We start from the raw sequence: 21,739 nt of genomic DNA, 5'->3' as shown, positions 1-21,739 counted from the left end.
TTAACTTAGGCTGTGGTTTTTAAAAATAATAATGAAGTACTTCTTATATCTAACGTTGTTGATTTGTTTAAACGTGTGCGCTCAACCTGCTAACAAGAGCATTGCCTTTTATTACTCATCCCCCATGCCGCTGGCTGAAATGACCTTTTATTCACGGGTTGTTGTGCAGCCGCAAAGCATCACTCCACACGAACTTAATTGGCTTAAAGAGCGCAACATTAGCGTATACGCTTATTTGAGTGTTGGAGAATCGTTTACTGAAAATGAATCCTCAGTAGCAAAAAATCCACACTGGAATAGCCATATTGCTGATTTAACCGCTGAGCACTGGCAACAACACCTGCAAAAACAAGCACGTGAATTACAACAACGAGGCTTTAACGGTTTATTTTTAGATACGCTCGACAGCTACCAATTATTAAAACCCGATTACGATAAAGCGGCTCAACAAGTGGGGCTTGTGAATATAATTAAAGGTTTGTCGAGTACATTTAACAAACACTTAATTTTAAACAGAGGGTTTGAGCTACTGCCACAGCTTAACGATTACGCCTCTGATTTAGTTGCCGAGGGGCTATTTAGCCACTTTAATCCAGTAGATAACAGCTACAAACTTACCACTGAGAACGATCAAGCTTGGCTAAATGAAAAGCTTCATAAAGCACAATCACTGGGCTTTAACGTACAGGTAATTGATTACGCTAAACAACAGCAGCGCCTTGCGATGGCTAAACAAATTATTGCCCAAGGTTATGCTCCTTGGGTTACTGATGGGCACCTTCAAACTTGGGGGACATCAAATATACGGCCTGTGCCTAGGCGCATACTTATTCCATACAACAGTAATGTAAAGCCACTTATATACACCACAGTTCACTTAAAGCTTGCCACAATGATTGAGTATTTAGGCTACATACCTGATTACATAGACATGGCTAACACGCCTTTACCTAAAGTAGATACCAGTCTCCATGCAGGCATTATCTCTTGGACGACGAGCGATCAATTTTATAATGCACAGGTTATTGAGTGGCTCGAAAGTAACTTAGGCGTGGTACCACAACTGGTACTTGGCGAGCTCCCTCCTTCTAATAAGTTACTTGAAAGCTTAGGAGTCGAGCCTTTTAATTTGCCTTCAAATGGGCCTTATAAACTCGCGGCTATGGCATCTTGGCTCAAAGGTGAGTCAACCACTGCGCCCGCTATTGTAAAGCCCTATTTATTAACGCTTGCAGAGAATGCGCAATCATTAATATCAATACACGCTGAAGATGGCACCACCCTAACCCAAGGAAGTAAAACTAAGTACGGCTCACTTATCGCTGCACCTTGGCTTATAGATACACTGCCTATGGAGGGCAGTAACTGGGTTGTAGACCCCAAAGCCGTGTTAACTAAGGCAATGGGGCTTGCGCCTATACTAGCCCCAGATACAACTACATTAAGCGGTCGGCGTATGCTAACACTTCATATTGATGGCGACGGCTTTACGAGCATTGCACACTTTGCAGGTAAACCTTACGCAGCAGAAGTTGTGCGCGATGAAGTTATAAAAAAATACAAGCTACCACTGACCTCCTCAATTATCCAAGCCGATATTGAGCCTAACGGGTTGCATGGCGCTGACAGCCCAAAGCTTGAAAAAATAGCCAAAGAAATTTTTGCGCTTCCTTATGTCGAAGTCGCGTCACACACTTACAGCCACCCCTATTTCTGGACAGCCTTATCAGGTAGAAAAGAAATAAATAAAGACGACACCGACTACGGGTTTCATTTAGATGTACCCGGATATGACGCCATCGATTTAAATAAAGAAATAACGGGCTCAGTAAATTACATTAATGAGCGACTCGCACCAAAAAATAAAAAAACAGTGATGATGCTATGGTCAGGTGATGCAACCCCAGGCCCAAAAGCCCTCGAACTTGCGCGCGATGCCGGTGTAGTTAACGTTAATGGAGGAAATACCGACGTAAATGCCGACAATCCAAGCTTGTCGCATATATCACCTATTGGCCGTCCTGAGCGAGATTTGCTGTATCAAATATACGCGCCCATTTTAAACGAAAATGTTTACACCAATTTATGGCACGGCCCTTACTATGGTTTTAAACGCTTAGTAGAAACATTTGAAATAACCGAAAAACCATACAGGTTAAAGCCTTACACAATTTACTTTCATTTTTACTCTGGCGAAGTGCCAGCAGGGCTTGATGCGCTGCATTACAATATTGATTACGTATTAGCCAGAGAAAATACCCCGGTGCATTTAAGTCAATATGCACGCATTGCCAAAGACTTTTATTTTTCTGCGCTTGCTAAAAATACGCGCGGCGAATGGCTATTTAGTTCTAAATATATAAAAACGCTGCGCTTGCCTGATATTTTTGATGTGCCCAATATGACTAACAGCCAGGGTATTTTAGGGGTAACCGCGCAAGGAAACTATATTCACGTAGGCGATGAAATAGCCACAATTAACTTTGATCATACAACGCCAGATAACCAACCTTATTTACTCTCTGCTAATGTCGCGTTTAGTAATTGGCAGGTAAACGGCCCTGTCAGCTTTAAAGCGTGGATTGAGGCTAAAATTGAGCTTAAAAATGCTCGCAATTGTCAATTCATTTCGCATATGGGAAAGCGCTTTAGCGGAAAAACCTTTGGCAATACAACGCAGTTTACATTACCTGCTGGCGAATTTTATGGCTATTTAAACTGCGCAAAAAGGGCTCAATAATGAATAACAAAAAGCGCCCTCACTTAGTATCAGTTAAAACCATTTTAATTATATTAGCGGTTAGTTGCTTTTCACTTTACGCGCTGTTTCCGCACACCTTATTTTTTGAAGATGACTCGCTATCGCAAGATTATACTTTTGAAAAAACCTACTTAAATGCCGCATTAAGTAGCGATCCTAATAATGAAAAACTACGCGCCAAAAAAATAGCCATTCACCTGGGCTTAAATGAGTATTCGCAAGCGACTAACGAGCTTGAAAAACTCCCTAAGAGCGATACAAAAACTGAATTAGAAATAAAACTTTTATACGCATTGTGGGTTGATAGTGGCGCAAATAAAGATGACCGTTTTGAAGAACTAACACTTAAACTTGCGGCATTTAAACACTGGGATAACCAGTTATTAAATATAGCTAAAGCCACGGGGCTCAATGCAAACGTAGCGCAATATTATGAGCAACACGCACAGCCATTATTAGCCGCTGATTTTTGGTTAGGCGCAGGTGAGCCTGGCAAAGCGCTCGCTATTTATAAAACCCACATTAATGCCGATGTAGCCCAAAAAGCCATTGAAACCGCACTGGGTGCTAACAATCCAAAACAAGCTTACACATGGTGGAAAAAATACGGTGATACCGCTAATACCGAGCGTACATTATATTTTGCAAGCTTAGCGGGTGATAATAAAGAAGCCTTAAAAGCAGTAGAAAAATTATTAAAAACTCAGCCTAATAACAGCGAATATTTAACCAAAGCCATGCATTTAAACTTAGCCAATGGCAATGCAAACGCAGCTGAACAATTAATCGCAAAGTTATTACTTAAAACACCCAATGATAAAGCGCTGAGGCTTTTAAATTGGAAAATTATGCGCTGGCAAAATAAGCCTAAACAGGCGCTTAAAGAATTTAAATGGTTAATGGCCCATAAAGCCGTTGATGTAGCTATGCTGACCGACAGCATTAATGATGCGAATGCCTTGTACTTATATCAAGATGCCAACGACATTTACGAATATAAAGCGCAAAACCGACAGCTTAAAGACAACGGATTTGCAAATTGGATGCAAACCAACGAATTTATTGGTAACGCAAAACAAGAGCTTAATCATATTGAGCGCTATGAGCAAATAAACGGAAAAACACCTCTTTCACAATATTGGAAAGCCAAGGTGTTACACGATACCGGTAATTTAGCTGGGCTGAGAGCCTTGTGGCCTCACTACGCAGGGCCGAAAAACGAAGAAGACTTACTTTGGCTTGCAAGAGCGCATTGGTTAAACGATGACTTTACAACCGCTTTGGCCATTTTAAAACAAAAAGCACGTAGTAACGATGATGAGTTTTGGGGCGCCCGCGTTGATATGGCTTTGCGTGTAAATGATAAAAAAGAAGAGCTGTACGCTTTAGAGCAATTAAAAAACATTAGCCCACTGAGTGTAGGTGATATGCTGCATTATCAGCAGCTAAAATTTGCCGACAACCCACAAGGGTTATTAAATTACCTATGGCAACAAACCGCACTCACTGATAGACAGTTAATCCAAATTACCTTATTAAGCACGCAAATTGGCGATGAAGAACACGTTACTCGTGCTCATCAGGCTCTTGAAAAACAACGTTATAATAAAGCGCTTTACCCTGCATGGTTAATATTATCAAACTGGTACCAAAATCAAAGTGACTTAAATTACGCATACACAACACTTAACCGCGCAGCAAAACTAAGTGAATACAATCCCGATGTGGTACTAGCGCAAGGCTGGCTTGCATTGCAAATGCACGACACCATTATGATTAAGCGTATTTTAGCTAACTACTCAAGCAATGAACCCAGCCGAGAGTGGGCACAATTACTGGCGAGTTTATCTATTCATCAAAAAGCCTTTAATAGTGCTTATTTTTATCTGCGCCAATTAGCCATTAGTAACCCTCGAGATTTAACTACTTTAGTAAATTTAGCCGATGTTATGAACCAGTTAGGCTACTACGCTAATGCCAGCGAACTTAAACATTATTTATTAAACCATTTACCAAAAGACAAATACGCATACCGAGGTTTAATGATCCAATGGGCCGGCGCAATGGCCGTGCCCCACTTACGCCAATTTAGCAGCTTAGATGACATAGCGCCTGAGGCTATAAACAACGCAACCGCCAACTGGTGGTTAGCCAGACGCGCAGCACAAAAACTTGAGCCATGGCAAAAGCTACAATTAGCTATGAGCAACGGCGAGTTTAATAAAGTAAAGGCACTGGTAAATACGCAAACATTAGGCAAAATAGATGAGCTAAGTGCTTTGCTCTATTTAAGGCAGCCTTATGCAACTATGCAGCGTTGGTATGAGGAGTTAACACACGAGCCAACACAAGCCGAAACGTCTTTATTACGTAACGCCCGCACCAGCTACTTTAGAGCATTAGAGATCAATCTATCCCCTGAGGCCGGTTTAAATACCAGCCAGTACGATGTAAATGTTTATTTTCCATATGCTAAAGGGCAATGGAAACTTAGCATTAGCAATCAACAAAACTTAAATAACAACGGGTTACTGTTTGCCATAGAAGATAAAATGACATGGGGTCGTTGGTACTTTGATGCAAAAGTAGACTCTCATCAGGGCAATTTAATGAGCCGCCAAGGCTTGAGTCTAGATGCGCGTTACCAGTGGGACTCGCGCACGCAGGTAGGCGTAAAACTTGAGCACAACGTTGAAAACCGCCAATCAGAAACCTTACTTAGCTTTGCCAAATTAAATAAAACCACGGCTTATATAAATTACGCTATTGATGGGCGTCAAAACATGCAGTTCTCGGCAGCCGCCATGGCATTTAAGCGCCGCAGTGATAGCTCAACGCTTGTCAGCGGTCAAGAATATAACGCCCGCTATCAATACACTATTTTAAAAGACCGCCCTATTTGGAGTACTTATTTTAGTGCTCAATGGCAAGACTTTGAACGCACATTAGCCCCTTTAGGCATAGATCAAAGAGCCCGACCGCTGCTTATTGATATACAACCTTTTAGGCGCTTTGCTCTGGGCACTTCGCTTTCGTCAAACTCGAACTTAGCCCCCCCTTATTTAGGCGAAAGCCCCTCGTGGTTATTCGACATCAGTACGGGTTATCAAACGTTAAACGACACTCTCGACATTTCAGTAACAAGTGGTGCGGGCTGGTCAGTGCTAGGGGATGATTTATTTAAATTACAGCTGGGTTATCAAAGTAGTAATAAAGTGGGTAACTCAGATACACAATTACAATTAGGCTATTACGTACATTTTTAATGTTAGGAGAGAATATGTTTCGTTTAATCATACCGTGTTTGGTATTAGTGCTCAGTGCATGTACCACCAGCCGTGTGGCTGATGATGTAGAGCTAGGACCATCAACTACCGTGGCTTTAATGCCTTTGGTAAATCATGCGCAAACCCCCTTAGCCGGTGAACGTGCAGAAGATATACTTGCGAGTATTTGGCAGCAAAATAAGCTTCCTACGTTATTACGTGCACCGCGCAGTAACTCTAAAGACCTTCCGCCACTTGACGATCAATACCGTCTTGATAACGCCATGCAGTGGTTAAGCACACAGCAAACAGACTATGTGTTATCAGGTAGCATAGAAGAATGGCGTTATAAAGCGGGTCTAGACGGCGAGCCGGTAGTCGCACTTACACTTAACTTAACGGCTAAAGGTCAAACAACCCCACTTTGGACAGGCACTATCGCAAAAAGTGGTTGGGGCCGCGACAGTATTGCCGCGACAGCACAAGATGTCATCGCCGATTTAATTTCGTACATTGAGGTTAGTGAGTGAAAACACATTTTTTTCGACCAAGAGAGGTCCCTGAGCTACAAATTTGGGCTGAGGTAATTGTATTTACCGCGCTTGCAATTGTGCTGCCGGTTATATTTAACGCCGAAGACCCCTTTTGGACGGAAAATGGGTTTTCGTGGCCCGTACTTGGGCCGCTATTAGTGGCTTTGCGCTATGGTTTTTCAAAAGGCTTTATAAGCATATTATGTTTATTAGCCGGGCAATTGCTGTTAAGCAAAAGCGAAGTATTAGCGCAACCTAACGAATTTAATATTAACGCCATGATTGGTTATTTAATTGTAATTATGATTGCTGGCGAATTCAGAGATGTATGGGAGCGCACTAATCAGCAGCAAAGTATTGAGCTTGAGTATGTAACTAACCGATTAGAAACCTTTACCCGCCAATACCATTTAATAAACTCATCCCACGACCGGATTGAGCAAATGTTAGCAGGTCATACTCTTAGCCTGCGCGAATCGCTCCAAGCGGTACGGGCCGTTATAGGGCAACTAACACAAAGACGCTTAGACAGTGCGGCAAATAGCATTTTAAACTTATTTGTTGAATATGGCTCACTTGAAAAAGCAGCGCTTTATAAAGTAGAAAACCACACCATAATAGAGCAGCCATTAGCAAGCATAGGTGCTATGGGCGAGCTAAATAGGGAAGACCCCCTTATTAAAGCCATGTTTGAAGAGCGCGAGCTGGTCTCTGTTAAAGAGGTTAAAAATAAATTTAGCCAATACCATATTGCTATCCCACTGGTTGATATTAATAACACTATTTACGGGGTAATTTTAGTACAAAGCATTCAATTTTTTGCCCTTAAAAACACCACACTTACTTTGCTAGCCGTTATGGCCGGTAACATTGGCGATTTGCTGCATCATGAAATTACCAACCCAGTAATGACCCCACAAGAAACCCCTTATTTTGTAAGGCAACTACGCAGGGCGAACAAAGAAGCTAAACGCTATAATATTCCCTCGCAGCTGCTTAAACTCAAAGCAATGCAAACAAGTGAAGAGTCGCGCCAATTATTAGAGTATTTAAGTGAAGCTCGCAGAGGTCTAGATATTTATCTTTACGATAGTGACAACCACACACTTTTACTGCTTATGCCAATGGCAAGTGAACTGGACAAAAGTGGCTTTATATCGCGTATTAATACTTGGTGTATCGAGCACTTTGGTAAAACCGTTGAGCAACTGCAAATTAAAATAGAAGAACAAATGGCATTGCCTATAAGCAGCGAACACATCGCTAAGTTAGTTGCATCCCATGATTAAAATTATCGTTGCCGCTTTTATTGGCTGTTTATGTGAATACTTTGCTTTTGCGCATATTTTAGATGCGCCTAACTGGCTGTTGATTGTTTTATTACATGGCATTGCTTGCCTGTGCTTTACCTTTGTAAGCCATGCATTTATTCCTAACAAATACAAAACCACCTTAAAAAGTGGTTCGGCACTGTTATTTTTACTGCTATTTACCTTGCCTGTATTTGGTATTTTAGGGGTGGTATTTGCCATTACTTTTGCCCTTAGTAAACCGCTTAAAAACAACGACATTGATATTGTAGAGCACAAGGTTCCTGCCCTGCCTTTTGAAGCAAGAAGTGTTTCAGCAACGCCTATTTACTCAATGGGTGGACTAAAAGCTATTTTAAAACACGCCAGTGAGCCAAATAAACGCCTAAGTGCAGTAATGGCTGCACGGCACATGAGCGATGCCCAAGCTATTCCTATACTCAAACTGGCTTTAAAAGACTTAGAAGATGATATTCGCTTACTTGCCTATTCAACTCTTGATAGCAAAGAAACTAAACTGAACGAAAAAATAAGCCAATGCCAGCACGCTATAGCCAATACCACGCAACAACCTAAATTGAGCAATCTGCAACGCCAACAAGCCGAGCTTTATTGGGAGCTTAGTTACTTAGGCTTAGCACAAGGCGCACTAAAAAAGTACGTACTAGAAAAAGCAGAAGCACTAACCTTAACAAGTATAAAGTTTAACCCGCAGCCAGCAAGCTATGTGTTTTTAGGGCGAATTCAACTTGCGCTCGGTAAATTAAATGAGGCGCAGCAAAGCTTAAATTTAGCCACGCAATTAGGCATGGCCAGACGCCACGTATTACCTTATAAAGCCGAAGTCGCCTTTGGATTACACAATTACACAGACTGTCAGCGCTATCTTGAAGAGCTAGCACTACAGCCTAAAGGCTCTGAGTTACGCCATTTACAGGAGTATTGGCATGAGTGAAAAAAAAGCCGACATTTTACTCTTACTTGAAGGCACTTACCCTTATGTACGGGGCGGCGTATCGAGCTGGGTACACCAAATTATAGAAGGCCTGCCTCACTATAACTTTGAATTAGTGTTTGTCGGTGGCGCACCCGAACACTACGGCGACATTCAGTACACGCTACCAAGTAACGTAACTAAGCTGCATGTGCATTATTTAGTTACGCAACACAGTACAAAAATAAAAGCGAAACATGGCGTTAAATATAAAAAAGAACTGTTTGATTTTTGGCAGCTATTACAAGGGTATTTCCGTGACTGTAAAGACCCAATACCGACGGAGTTGGTAAAGTTTGCCTTTGAAAATCTAGCTAAAAAAGACGGTATCAACGAAGCCGATTTTTTATACAGCGAGTCGTCGTGGCAGGTGCTGGCAAACTATTATTTAACCTATTGCGATGAATCGTCATTTATCGACTTTTTTTGGTCGTACAGAAATTTGTATAAACCACTGTTTAAAATAGCCGAAATAGCCCGTTCACTCCCCGATGTTAAACTTATTCATTCTATTTCGACAGGCTATGCTGGCATATTGGGCGCAGGTGCAAGCGTTATACACAACACGCCATTTTTGCTTACCGAGCACGGTATTTACACTAAAGAGCGTAAAATAGATTTAATACAGGCCAGCTGGATAAAAGAGTCTGAACAAAGCCTAGGTAAAAACCTAAATACTGAAATGGGCTTTATTCGCCGAATGTGGATCAGCTTTTTTGAGCAAATTGGCCGCACTACTTATCATCAAGCCGACAAAATCATCTCGCTTTATGAAGGGAATAGACAAAGGCAAATTAAAGATGGAGCCAGCGAAAGTAAAGCCTCGGTAGTGCCTAATGGTATAAAAACAAAACGCTTTGCTGATGCCCTTAACGCAAGACCTAAATCGGTCCCTATGGTGGTTGGGTTAATTGGCCGTGTAGTGCCAATTAAAGATATTAAAACCTTTATTCGTGCCATTAAAGAGGTCCAAGCCGAGCTGCCAGAGATAGAAGGCTGGATCATAGGCCCTTTTGAGGAAGACCCACAGTATTATAAAGAGTGCCAGCTACTAGTAAGCAGCCTAGATTTAGACAAAAACATTACGTTTACCGGCATGAGAAACATCGTCGAAATACTCCCTAAGCTAGGTATTGTTGCGTTGACTTCAATTTCTGAAGCTCAACCATTAGTGCTGCTTGAAGCAATGGCAGCAGGCGTACCTGTACTTGCAAGTGACGTGGGCTCGTGCCGAGAAATAATAGAAGGGGCAAGCGAGGAAGATAGGGCCCTTGGTAAAGCTGGCGAAGTAGTTTCTATTGCCTCACCCAGCGAAACCGCACAGCAAATAATCACCCTATTGGAAAATGAGCAAACATGGTATCAGTACCAACAAAGCGGCCTCAATCGCGTTAAAACATACTACGACGAGAGCCATATGTTTGCCCGCTACGATAAACTTTACAAGGATACAATCGCATGGCCGGAATAGGTTTTGAGATACGTAAAATTCTCAAAAAAAACACCCTACTCTCTGTTTTTGAAGCATACGGTTATGCGGGATTAATAGGCTCAGGCCCTTGGCTGCTTTCTATCATTGCGCTCATGCTAATTGGTATTTTAAGCCTAGGTGTCGTGCTGCCAAAAGTATTAATTATTCAGTTTTTAACGCTTATTACGTATATGATGGCAGCGTCCCTTATATTAACCGGCGGTCTGCAGCTATTATTAACGCGTTTTGTTGCCGATCTGTTTTTTCAAAAAAAGGACGAGCAGGTACTGCCTAATTTACTTGGCGCGCAGCTTGTTACCACCCTTGCCGCATTACTGATCGGCTTAGCTGTATGGCCAATACTACCGCTACCTGTTGTGACTAAAATAATAATATTAGGGGCGTTTGTAAGCTTATGTAACCAATGGCTTGGCGCTATATTTTTGTCGGGAATGAAGGAGTACCGGCTTATTTTAGTAACCATGTTAAGCGGTTACAGCTTTATGGTGTTACTGGCATTTTTACTGCGCGACTGGCAAATAGACGGGTTGTTTTTTGCTTTTTTTGCCGGTGAAGCGCTGCTCTTTTTTAGCTTTTTGTTTATGATTATTCGTCGCTACCCTGGCGGTAAACTCATTAGTTTTGATTTTTTAAACAATAAAAAAGTGTATTACAGCCTATTTTTTTGTGGGCTTTTTTACAACATAGGCGTGTGGGCCGATAAAATTATTTTTTGGTACTCCCCCGCTACCTCTATTCAAATTATAGGCACATTAAGAGCAAGCCCTATTTACGACTTGCCTATATTTTTAGCCTATTTAACCATTATTCCAGGAATGGCGGTATTTTTAGTCAGAATGGAAACCGACTTTGTAGAACAATACGACCGTTTTTATACCGCCATTAGAGGTGGCTCATCGCTTGAAGAAATTTTTTACCTAAAAGATAAAATGGTGCAAACAGCGCAAGGCGGCCTTTACGATATATTTAAAATCCAAGGTATAACCGTTGCGTGCTTATTACTGTGGGGTGAGCAAATACTGACCTTTATAGGCATAGACCCTAACTATAAAACACTGCTGTTTATTGATGTGGTGGGTGTAGGTGTACAGGTTATATTTTTGTCTATCTTAAATATTTTATTTTACTTAGATAAGCGTGCCACCGTATTATTTTTATCTGGGCTGTTTTTGTTTATCAATATCGTATTTACGATTGCCTCAATTGCATTAGGGCCACAGTTTTATGGTTACGGTTTTGCGCTCTCGACCATAATTACATCTGTAATTGGTCTTTATTGGCTATCAAAACAATTTGAAGAGCTTGAGTACGAAACTTTTATGCTGCAGTAGCATAACGGTTTTCGTATAAAATTAGCCTGATATTCCACGCTTTTTATAATAGGATCTCTGAATGAGAAAGTCGTTTGAATTCACGGTCAAATCAAACAAAATTAAAATAATTAATTATTGGTTTGGTGGCATTAAGTTATATGTAAATGGTGACTTGCGCGAGTGTAATAAAACGCTTTTTGCCTTTGGCAACAAAGCTTTGTTATCTGCAAACCTTGAGGATATTGGCACACTAGAAATAAAACCATTATCAGGACTGATTTCTGTAGAAATTGATGCATACCTTGTTAAAGCCGATGATATACATCATGTTTATAGCTCACATAAGCGCCTCAGCCTTAAACAAAAAAGGCTAGCTCAGTAAGTATATAAAATGCTGCCAAAACAAAGAGTATAAAAAGCCAAGAAAACTCCCCTTACTTGGCTTAGCTAATCTTTAGCATAGTTAGACATAACTAGTTTAGCTTTATACTAAATGATGATGCAGCTGCAATTACTTACTCACCCAGCGCGCTTTAAAACCACGCGTATCAACATGTATAAATGCACCGCGATGCGATTTTGGCCCGTAAACACCTAAACCGCCAAGTAAACCTTTAAATGATTCTCGCTTAGCGAGCGACTCCACTATGCTAGCCATAGCTTGTGCATCGCCAATAGAGTGCTTGCCGTCGTTGTTTATATCATCCATACGGTAGTCGCCATCGTTATCTATAAATATATCGGCAGCATCGCCAAACACATGGCGGCTAAGCTTTACGTTACCAATGGCTTTGTTGTAATAAGGGGTGCGGTAACCGCTCATTACCACCATATTTTTAACCGGTATGTTTTCTAAAATCAGCTCTTTGCGTATTTTTTCAAGTTTAAGTAACAACTTGTTTTGTAAAAATAAGTATTTAGGGTGCTTACTTCGTTGCTTACTCACAAATTCTTTAAGAGAAAAATGCGGTGATATTTTTATATTTTCGTTCTCTGGGGTCACCTTTACAAAACCATCGGGCACTATGTAATGCTTACTATCTTTAATTTGTGAGGGCGTTGGGTAATGGCCAATGTGGTAATATTTAAGCTTTCCACCTTGTACTTCATCTGCAGCTACTTTAACAAACACATTAATTGTCATACGTTGCTTTTTGTCGGGGGATTCAATAATTACCCGTGTTAAGCCAGGCTTTTTAGGCGCCTGCCACTGCCAGCGGTTTGTATCCGTTAAGGTGGCGTTGCTATGGTTATTAATAAATGAATAGGGTCGTTTTGATTGTGCGTAAAGCACTTCAAATTCAACTGCCTCATTAGGCATCACAAATACAGAAAACACCGAATACGGCATTACTATGTCGTTAATTTTTAGGCTAAACTCTGCATCTTCAAAATTTGCTTTATTTTGAATATCAACGCTTGGGTGTGCTTTTTTCACGGGCTCGGCGGCATAACTACCTACGCTTACGCAAAGCGCTAATATGCAGCCTAAAATACATGGTATAAACGGCATAATTCCTCTCATAGTCTATTTAATCAATGCAGCAATGACTGACTGATCTTCGTTTTCAAGTAATGCTTTTGCGTCGTGTTGATAAATATCGTCTCTAAAATTAACGAGCATGTCTTCATCAACCCACGCCGTCCAATACACTAAATGAATAGGTAAGGGCTCATTTAAATAAAAAGTTTGAGTGGTATCGGTATCTCTGGCTTTATCTACTTGCTTAAGGGTGCGCTCTTCACCTTGGTGCTTAATTATTTCACGCGCCAATGAAAATGGCTCTTCAACCCTTATACAGCCATGTGATAGCGCACGCTGCGCTTGGTTAAAACGCTGCTTTGCTGGAGTATCGTGAACATAAATGGCTTCAGGATTTGGAAACAGATATTTCACTTCGCCAAGTGGGTTTTCATCCCCTGCACGCTTAACTAAAAAGTGATCAAATTGATAGGGTTTAATAGCCTGCCAATCAATATTACTGGGGTTAACTGTTTTAGAATCTAGGTAGCTGTTTTTTCTAACTTCGATATTATTTTTAGCAAGGTACTGAGGATCTTTTGCCACCTTTGGTGCTATTTCTTTGGTTGCAATAGAGGTTGGTATGCGCCACTCAGGGTTTACTACAAATTTTTCGATTTCGTCACTAAAGGCAGGTGTTTCCCAACTCGGCTTACCCACAATAACGTTATTTTGTAGTTTTACTTCGCCTGCTTTTACATAGCGCAAGGTGTACTCAGGTATGTTTACATACACATACTGCGAATCACTTGAGCCTGCGAAGTTAGTTATGCGGTAAAAGTTAAGCTTTAATTTAGCCAATTTTTTCTTAGCGGGTACATTAAGCTTAGCTAAGGTGTGCTTTCCTACTCGCCCATCAACCTTTAAACCGTGGCGACGCTGAAACTGTTGCACAGCCTGCTCTATGGTTTTATCAAATGTGCACATTGCGCTGTCACATACATTGCTGGTTAAGTCACGCTCTTGATACAAACGCAGTGCTAACTGACTCACCGCCTTGCTGGTGCTGCCAAGTTCAAGCAACTCATTGGTGTATAAAGGGGTAAACCCGCCACTGTTAACTATTTCTGTGTACCAGTTAATTGCTTTTTCGGTGCGCGCTATTAACTGTGATGCATTTTGATCAAAATAATAATCGCCATTTTGCAATTGTTGTTGCGAGTTGTAAGTGGTCAATGAAGAGTTGGCAAGTGCCACACTTTCAAGATCTGCACTGCCTAGCGCTTGCCCTGTTAGCAAGGTGCTAACGCAGCCTGCGAGCGTAGCGTGTAACGTAATGTGTTTTACCTTTGTAGACAATGCCTTTGAAAATAACCCCTTCACTTTGTACCTCCTCGCTAAATATCATTGATAAATGCTTTTGTACTTACTGCTTAACAGTAATTTGAAGGTGCAATGCAGGTGCCAAAATAAAACAAAAACACAACACACTGAAATTTAATAACTTTTTAAACTTTTACATGGTAATTAAAAAACACTTCAACTACGCAATTATGTAATTTGGTTGCTGTAGTGTGTAAAGTTGCTATAGCAATTAGTCTTTTAAAAAGGCTAAAAAGCCACGCTCATAACGACTCAAGTATTTTGTTTTTCGCGGTAAAGAAAGCGACTCTCGCCACGCTGTTTGAGTTTGTTCATCTTCTTTACACAAGGCAATTAAATCCGGGTGAACATACGATTTACGGGCAATAGCGGGCGTGTTACCTAGCTGCTCAGACACACTCTCGAGCATACTTTTTAAACTAAGTGCGCCTTTTGCTTTTACAAGTTGCTTAAAGGCAATAACACTGGCTCGCCAGGTTCTAAAGTGCTTAGCGCTAAAGTCCTCACCCATTATTTGTTGAATATACTGGTTAATTTCACTAGAGGTCACGTTTGTGCGCTCTCCATCGCTTATATATTGAAACAAATGCTGACCGGGTAAATCTTGTAGGTCTTTAATTACATGGCTAAGCACTCTGTCGGTTATGTTTACCTCGCGCTCTTTGCCCGATTTAGCCCGATACCGTAGCTGTATATTTTTACCCGTAAGCTTAGCATGGCGATTGCGCAGGGTTGTGGCGCCAAAACTTTTGTTTTGCTTTACATTTCGCTCGTTACCTACCCGCAATGCACCTAAGTCCATAAGCCTAACTACCGCAGCTAATGTGCGCTCTACGCTGAGCTCATCCCCTTGTAAATCGTTTTCTAAACGGGCGCGCAGTAATGGCAGCTTATTGCCAAACACCCCACAGGCTTGGTATTTTTTCGCCTCTTGTTGAGCTCTAAAATCTTCATGGTAGCGGTATTGCTTACGACCTTTACTATCTACCCCGGTTGCTAAAATATGGCCATTTTCTTCAGGGCAAAACCAAGCATTTTTGTAGGCGGGCGGAAACGCTAACGCATTTAAACGATCAATCACTTTTTGATCGGTGATTTGCTTTCCTATTGGGTCAAAGTACAGCCACGTTTTGTTTTTACGCTTACGGGTTATACCGGGTAAATTATCATCTACGTAGATTAGTTTCATTTATACTCCTAGCAACTTAAACCACCATCAATAAATGTATCACTGTAAAATAACCTTAAACTGAACAACGTTATTGATATATAATCAAAAATTGAACAATAATATAAAAATCCGTTTAGTTTAATTACCTGCTTAAGTATATAAACTGCACCTTTTGGTACCGTTTAGCTATGCTCATTTTGGCCAAAATATACACGGATAATAATACCAACTCGCTTAATTAATTAGTCTATTTGAGCCCGGAAAACATAGCTAACACTAGGTTTGGTCCCGCAAATGATTAAGTATTATTGCAAAACTGGTAACCCCCCTTAAATAATGTGCTGTTTACAAGGAGCATACAATGGCATTTGATTATGGTTCTATTGATCTTGGGTTAAAAAACCCCTTTAAGTTGGAAGGTAAAGTAACGGCGCTAAGAGGTATTATTGAGTCGGTAGCAGGCGTAAGTTTACTTGTTATAGCTGCAAGCTCGGTGAAAGAAAGTACCACCGCAGGCTGGATTTTAATGCTATTTGGCATGTTTATTTTAGCGCTGGGTATTCGCTCTTTATCGTCAGGTATTTATGCCACCTTAAAATACTTTGTAGGTAGAAACCACCCTACATCGCTTGCGTATAATTTTAGTAAGTCTGAGAGCTCTACCGCGCAAGAAGAAAAAAAAGAAGTAGCCTATAACGCCCAATCACTCGAAGAAATGCTGGTTGGTCGTAAAAACAGTACCTTTAAAGAGCCTAACGGATTTTTATCTCGTTTGTTACACAGCTTAATTCCCAAACTGTTATTTTTACCTTACCCAATTCGAAATGTAGCGCAGCGATTATTTGGCTCATGGGTGAGCACGCTTGTTGCTTTAGTTGCTTATGGGCTTGTAGCGTTTGTTTCGCTGTCGGGCTTTACTGGGGAAGCTGGCGAATTGGCCTTTCCGGTTTACAGTGCTATTTTAATGTTTTATGTGCTTTTTTCTTGGCGCTCAAGTAGCAAACCTATCTCTCGCAATGCTGAAAGAAACATTGAAGCGCTGGGAGGCGGTACATTAGCTAAAATTATTTCGTTGTCGTTTATTTTGCCTATTGTTATTGGCCTTTCTATGTCATGGCTAATGCAAGAGCAACATATCAGCAAACAAGAAATAGACGCGTGGATGGCACAACTGCCAAACTTGCATGCTGGCATATACCTCATTGCCATTATTATATTAGCAACGTTAAGCTGCGCATTAGTATTTACAATGATCAAAGCACGCTTAAACGCAGTGACCCCTACCGCCGAAGTGTCAGAATTACGTGAAAACTGGCAAGAGTCTGTTCACCCTGATGAAGTATTTATAAACCTTGATAATCTTGTCATGGCAAATAGACGCTACAAAGAAGTGCCTAATAGAGTTTACCGCGAGCTAGACCCAAAACTGCAAGAGCAAATAGAAGGTAAAGGCGGTTTTAAAGGCGAAATGATTCAAGAGGTTCAGCCTAAACTACATGCTATGGAGCTAGGTAAAAACTTTACCCTAGCCAGATTAGTCGCGCTAATCAGTGCTAATTTACTTTATATTGTGGCGTTAGCATTAACGGTGTGGTTAGCCTATTCATTAATAGATATTTATTACTACATAGATAGCGCTAATATTAATAATTTACAGCAAGCGTTTAATAATCAAAACGTTATACAGTTTAGTAGCTTACTAATGAGCAGTGTTCATATTTTAATAATAGCAGTGATTATTAAAGCCTTTGCTCGTTTATTGGCTAACTGTGCTCATTTATTTTTTGCCGAAATGCAGTTTGAATCATTACTTGTGTACTTTAAGTGCGAAGGTACATTTACCGAATCTAAAATTTCAACGGGTACAGGTATTCACGACAGCACTCGCTCAGAAAACACCTTAGTGCGCAGCAGTATCACGCCATGGGTCATTGTCTCTCGTGTTATTACGAGCACGTTTGCTGCCACCGGTATGAAAAACCTTGAGCATCCTCGCCATATAATGGAAATGCACAAAGATGAAGGTCAATTACAAGCCATTAAAAATGATGTAATTGCCTTTCTAAAAGACCGCGAATCGATTGCTTCAATTACCAGTGAGCGCGATTTAGGCAATGCATCGCAAATACATCAATTAAACCAACAAACCCGTGCAATACCTACTCAGCAAGCAATAACAAAAGAGGATGAAGAGGCCGCAGGTTACCTAAGGCAAGAAGAGAACTTAACACCAGAGCCTAAAGCTTAATAATCGCTTTGCTATATTTGTAAAAGCTAAACTGCGCCGCGGTTTGTAATCTAGGCAACTAGGTTACAAACCGTGCGCGCACTAAATACTTACCGCTAAACCTTTTTTAAATACCAGCTTGTTAAAATTTATGGTGTTTATCTGCCTTATTATTAACGTATTTTTAATTGTCCTTCACTTTATTGAATCATTTATACCTATTTGACCGATTAATTCTAAATTTACGCATAAACCCCTTGCTTTATGCGTTAAAAACCAAATAATGAAGCAATTATAAACTGGGTAAGAATGAGGAAAATGAGCTATATACTAACCACCCAATGTGCCGACGATGTAGGCCTAATTGCCAAAATTACAGGGCTTTGCCACGCGCACAATTTAAATATTACACGTAATAACGAATTTGTAGATAAAGACGCCAAGCGCTTTTTTATGCGCACTGAACTAACCGGCGAGCCACAAAGTGACTTTTTATCGCAATTACGCGCTTTATTACCTGAGGGTGCACAACTTGCTCTACATGATGATACAAAAACTAAAGTGGTACTGCTTGCAACAAAAGAAGCACATTGCTTAGGGTCTGTATTACTTAAACAGTTTGAGCAAGCGTTAAATATTGAAGTATTAGCTGTAATTGCCAACTACCCAGATTTAGAGCCATTAGCAAAAGGCTTTGATGTGCCTTTTCATGTTGTTTCGCACGTAGGCCTAAGTCGCGCCGAGCATGATGAAAAAGTAGGTGATTTAATTGCCTCTTATAACCCTGACATTATTGGCTTGGCAAAATACATGCGCATACTAAGTCCTGAGTTTGTGGGTCGCTTTGAGAACAAAATTATTAATATTCACCACTCGTTTTTACCGGCCTTTATTGGCGCTAAACCCTATCATCAAGCATTTGAGCGCGGCGTAAAAATTATTGGTGCTACGGCTCACTTTGTAAATAATGAGCTAGATGAAGGCCCTATTATTTTACAAGACGTCACCAGCGTAACGCACGCTAACACCGCTGAAATGATGGCTAAAATGGGTAAAGACGTAGAAAAAACCGTGTTTAGTAAAGCCTTACAGCTAGCTTCTGAACACAAACTATTTATTAACGGTAATAAAACCGTGGTATTTAGCTAAGACCCCTTTTTACATACTATAAAGCCAGCAACAGGGTTTCCCCCTTTTGCTGGCTTTTTATGCCTAACAGCTTAATTAGAGTCAGATATTAGCTGTGCTGTGTTTTATCCAACACCGTAATTAATTGTAAATTGGCATCCACCATTAAGGTGTGTAATAAATAGGTGACTCAGGCCCTACTGGCAAGCCTAAAGCAAACACCCATACGTAAAATAATATGACCCAACCGATAAAAAACACAATACTGTATGGCAGCATGGTGGCCACTAACGTTCCTATACCCATGTCTTTTTTATATTTAACTGCCACCGCTAAAATTAAGCCAAAATAGCTCATCATTGGGGTGATTAAGTTAGTCACAGAGTCACCAATACGATACGCCGCTTGAATGGTTTCTGGCGCGTAACCAATAAGCATAAGCATAGGCACAAAAATAGGGGCTGTAATCGCCCACTGCGCCGATGACGAGCCTAAACTCAAGTTAACCATTGCACACATTAATATAAACAATACAAATACTTCTGGGCCAGTAAGGTTTAACGCTTGTAATAGTGCTGCACCATTAATTGCCAAAATAGTGCCTAAATTAGTCCATTTAAAAAAGGCCACAAACTGGGCTGCAAAAAATACTAATACTATATATAAACCCATTGAGCTCATGCTTTTGCTCATTGCGTTAATAATGTCTTTATCGTTTTTCATGCTGCCAACAACACGCCCATAAACAAAGCCTGGCACACTAAAAGTTACAAATATAATTGCGACTATTCCTTTTAAAAAAGGCGAGCCTGCCACTTGGCCTGTTTCTGGGTGGCGTAAAATGCCATCGGCAGGAATAATCGTCCAAGCAAATAACGACAGCACCACTAATAAAGTAACGCCCGCCCATTTTAGACCGGTTTTTTCTAACGTGGTAAGTGTATCAATATTGTTTTGTGACAAGTCGATACTGGCTTCATCGGGGTTATATTTACCTAAGCGTGGCTCTACTATTTTTTCGGTTACGAGTGTACCCAGTGCGGCAATAAGTAATACTGATATCATCATGAAATACCAGTTAGCCTCGGCGCCAACCTCGTACGTTGGGTCAATCATTTGTGCTGCAGGCGTAGTTATACCTGCTAATAATGGGTCTATTGTGCCAAGTAGTAAGTTAGCGCTATAGCCGCCAGAAACACCGGCAAATGCAGCCGCTAAGCCAGCTAAAGGGTGGCGCCCCAAACTATGAAATATCATGGCTGCAAGCGGAATTAACACCACATAGCCAAGCTCAGAAGCTGTGTTAGACATTATGGCAGCAAACACCACCATAAAGGTAACTAAACGCTTTGACGCGCCCATAACCATGCCACGCATAGCAGCAGAGAGTAGCCCTGAATGCTCTGCAACACTTACCCCAAGTAGTGCCACTAATACAGTGCCTAAAGGCGCAAAACCGGTAAAGTTAGTAACCAGGCCAGCCATAATACGCTGTAGCCCCTCAGCACTGAGTAAACTAACAACTTCAATTACTCCATCAGGCGCACGCCCTGCTGCCCCAATCGGTCTTGGGTCAATTGCGCTTAGCCCAAACCAATCGGCAATACCACTTATTAGCACAATTGAAACCGCAAATATCGCAAATAAAGTAATGGGATGAGGAAGCATATTTCCTAAAAACTCAACGGTTGCTAAAAAGCGATTAAATAAGCCGTTATTGTCTTTAGGTTGATTATTAGGTGAGTGTGTGGAGTCTGTCATACTTGGCTCTATAAATTACAAAATTGCGCTAACCTAGCATTGTTTGCAAAAGAGATCATGTATAAAAGGTAAATGACGTGTAGGTTTTAAGTTTAAAAAGCGCTGCTTGAGTGTATTGGCTTTTGTGGATTGAAGTTTTTTCAGTCTTGCCATATCACCCAGAGCAGCGAATATCTGGTATTTTTAAGCGCTTATCACCTATTAACTGGCAATAAGCACATTAGCTAGGCACGGCTTTGCCTAAACGATAAACAAATTTTAGCGCTTTTAATATTTTAAGCTTGCTCTATTGGTTCTAGTTGTAATTTAGCTGCAATAAGAACGGCTTGGGTACGGTTATAAACGCCAAGTTTTCTAAAAATTGCAGTAATGTGTGCTTTGACTGTTGCCTCAGAAATATGTAGTTCGTAGGCTATTTGTTTGTTTAGTAACCCTTCATGAAGGTATTGCAATACACGATATTGCTGCGGCGTTAACGATGCAACCTGCGCGGCAATTTCTCTGTCTTCTCCTTCTATTTCGGCTACTTTATTTTTTAACTCTTTTGGAAGCCACGTATCGCCTTCTAGTATTTGGTTTATAGCATTAGCAATATCATCTGAAGATGATGACTTAGGAATAAAGCCCATTGCGCCATAACCCATTACCTTAGACACTATGTTTATGTCTTCACTTCCTGAGACAACCGCTATGGGTAAGCTTGGGTAGTCTTCGCGAATGCGGATCAGGCCATATAAATCGCCATTACCTGGCATATGTAAATCTAGCAGTAATATATCAAGATCTTCTTGTTCGCTAAGCACTTGCAGTGTGCTGTCAAAATCTGATGATTCAAATACCTCTAAATCGTCAAACTTAGCACTTAATGCTCCTTTTAGTGCCTCGCGAAATAACGGATGATCATCCGCTATTAAAAACTGACTCATGGTTCGCTCCTA

Annotated in this window: 15 protein-coding genes; 10 read left to right on the top strand and 5 right to left on the bottom strand. The window is 40.8% G+C overall.

Going from position 1 to position 21,739, the window contains the following annotated elements; translation table 11 throughout:
• Window positions 1–31: 31 nt before the first annotated feature.
• The 8 genes from PSH54_RS10335 (at window position 32) to PSH54_RS10300 (ending at window position 12,051) form a co-directional block, all read left to right on the top strand.
• Window positions 32–2,740: an endo alpha-1,4 polygalactosaminidase gene (locus tag PSH54_RS10335; RefSeq protein ID WP_337946982.1), complete on the top strand. Its 2,709-nt coding sequence runs from the start codon at window positions 32–34 to the stop codon at window positions 2,738–2,740.
• Entirely contained in the window at window positions 2,740–6,027 is a 3,288-nt protein-coding gene (locus PSH54_RS10330; RefSeq protein ID WP_273606081.1) for a tetratricopeptide repeat protein, read from the top strand. Before PSH54_RS10335 ends, PSH54_RS10330 begins: the two co-directional genes overlap by 1 nt.
• A gap of 14 nt (window positions 6,028–6,041) precedes the next feature.
• Complete coding sequence (locus tag PSH54_RS10325; RefSeq protein WP_273606080.1) at window positions 6,042–6,557, top strand: protein PelC; 516 nt, start codon at window positions 6,042–6,044, stop codon at window positions 6,555–6,557.
• Complete coding sequence (locus PSH54_RS10320; protein WP_273606079.1) at window positions 6,554–7,849, top strand: PelD GGDEF domain-containing protein; 1,296 nt, start codon at window positions 6,554–6,556, stop codon at window positions 7,847–7,849. The genes PSH54_RS10325 and PSH54_RS10320 overlap by 4 nt, the downstream gene beginning before the upstream one ends.
• On the top strand, window positions 7,842–8,825 hold the full coding sequence (locus PSH54_RS10315) for a tetratricopeptide repeat protein (RefSeq protein WP_024033098.1): 984 nt from the start codon (window positions 7,842–7,844) through the stop codon (window positions 8,823–8,825). Before PSH54_RS10320 ends, PSH54_RS10315 begins: the two co-directional genes overlap by 8 nt.
• Complete coding sequence (pelF, locus tag PSH54_RS10310; protein ID WP_273606078.1) at window positions 8,818–10,335, top strand: GT4 family glycosyltransferase PelF; 1,518 nt, start codon at window positions 8,818–8,820, stop codon at window positions 10,333–10,335. The genes PSH54_RS10315 and pelF overlap by 8 nt, the downstream gene beginning before the upstream one ends.
• Entirely contained in the window at window positions 10,323–11,687 is a 1,365-nt protein-coding gene (gene pelG / locus PSH54_RS10305; RefSeq protein WP_024033100.1) for an exopolysaccharide Pel transporter PelG, read from the top strand. The genes pelF and pelG overlap by 13 nt, the downstream gene beginning before the upstream one ends.
• Window positions 11,688–11,748: 61 nt before the next feature.
• The gene (locus tag PSH54_RS10300) at window positions 11,749–12,051 is read left to right on the top strand and encodes a hypothetical protein (RefSeq protein ID WP_004586204.1); all 303 of its coding nucleotides are present in this window, start codon (window positions 11,749–11,751) and stop codon (window positions 12,049–12,051) included.
• 129 nt (window positions 12,052–12,180) lie between these two features.
• Here the strand turns inward: PSH54_RS10300 and PSH54_RS10295 are convergent, their stop codons facing one another.
• The 3 genes from PSH54_RS10295 to PSH54_RS10285 form a co-directional block, all read right to left on the bottom strand.
• Window positions 12,181–13,182 carry a D-Ala-D-Ala carboxypeptidase family metallohydrolase gene (locus PSH54_RS10295; protein ID WP_273606077.1) on the bottom strand — a complete coding sequence of 334 codons (1,002 nt, stop codon included), beginning with the start codon at window positions 13,180–13,182 and terminating at the stop codon, window positions 12,181–12,183.
• A gap of 15 nt (window positions 13,183–13,197) precedes the next feature.
• Window positions 13,198–14,514, bottom strand: a complete 1,317-nt coding sequence (locus PSH54_RS10290; protein WP_273606076.1) for a L,D-transpeptidase family protein — start codon at window positions 14,512–14,514, stop codon at window positions 13,198–13,200.
• A gap of 211 nt (window positions 14,515–14,725) precedes the next feature.
• Entirely contained in the window at window positions 14,726–15,703 is a 978-nt protein-coding gene (locus tag PSH54_RS10285) for a DNA topoisomerase IB (RefSeq protein WP_004586201.1), read from the bottom strand.
• Window positions 15,704–16,046: 343 nt separating this feature from the next.
• Between PSH54_RS10285 and PSH54_RS10280 the strand changes: the two genes are divergently transcribed.
• Together PSH54_RS10280 and purU are read left to right on the top strand one after the other, a co-directional pair.
• Window positions 16,047–17,933, top strand: a complete 1,887-nt coding sequence (locus PSH54_RS10280; protein WP_273606075.1) for a hypothetical protein — start codon at window positions 16,047–16,049, stop codon at window positions 17,931–17,933.
• Between the two features lie 297 nt (window positions 17,934–18,230).
• Window positions 18,231–19,061: a formyltetrahydrofolate deformylase gene (purU, locus tag PSH54_RS10275; protein WP_024033106.1), complete on the top strand. Its 831-nt coding sequence runs from the start codon at window positions 18,231–18,233 to the stop codon at window positions 19,059–19,061.
• A 144-nt stretch (window positions 19,062–19,205) separates the two neighbouring features.
• Here purU and PSH54_RS10270 read toward each other — a convergent pair whose 3' ends face one another.
• On the bottom strand, window positions 19,206–20,801 hold the full coding sequence (locus PSH54_RS10270; protein ID WP_273606074.1) for an AbgT family transporter: 1,596 nt from the start codon (window positions 20,799–20,801) through the stop codon (window positions 19,206–19,208).
• A 275-nt stretch (window positions 20,802–21,076) separates the two neighbouring features.
• Window positions 21,077–21,727 (bottom strand): response regulator transcription factor, encoded by a 651-nt coding sequence (locus PSH54_RS10265; protein ID WP_004586197.1) that lies wholly within the window; start codon window positions 21,725–21,727, stop codon window positions 21,077–21,079.
• Window positions 21,728–21,739: the final 12 nt, after the last annotated feature.

The sequence above is a fragment of the Pseudoalteromonas sp. Angola-30 genome, from assembly GCF_028599215.1.
In the GTDB taxonomy this organism is placed as follows: domain Bacteria; phylum Pseudomonadota; class Gammaproteobacteria; order Enterobacterales; family Alteromonadaceae; genus Pseudoalteromonas; species Pseudoalteromonas atlantica.
This window is presented reverse-complemented; position numbering and strand designations above follow the sequence as displayed.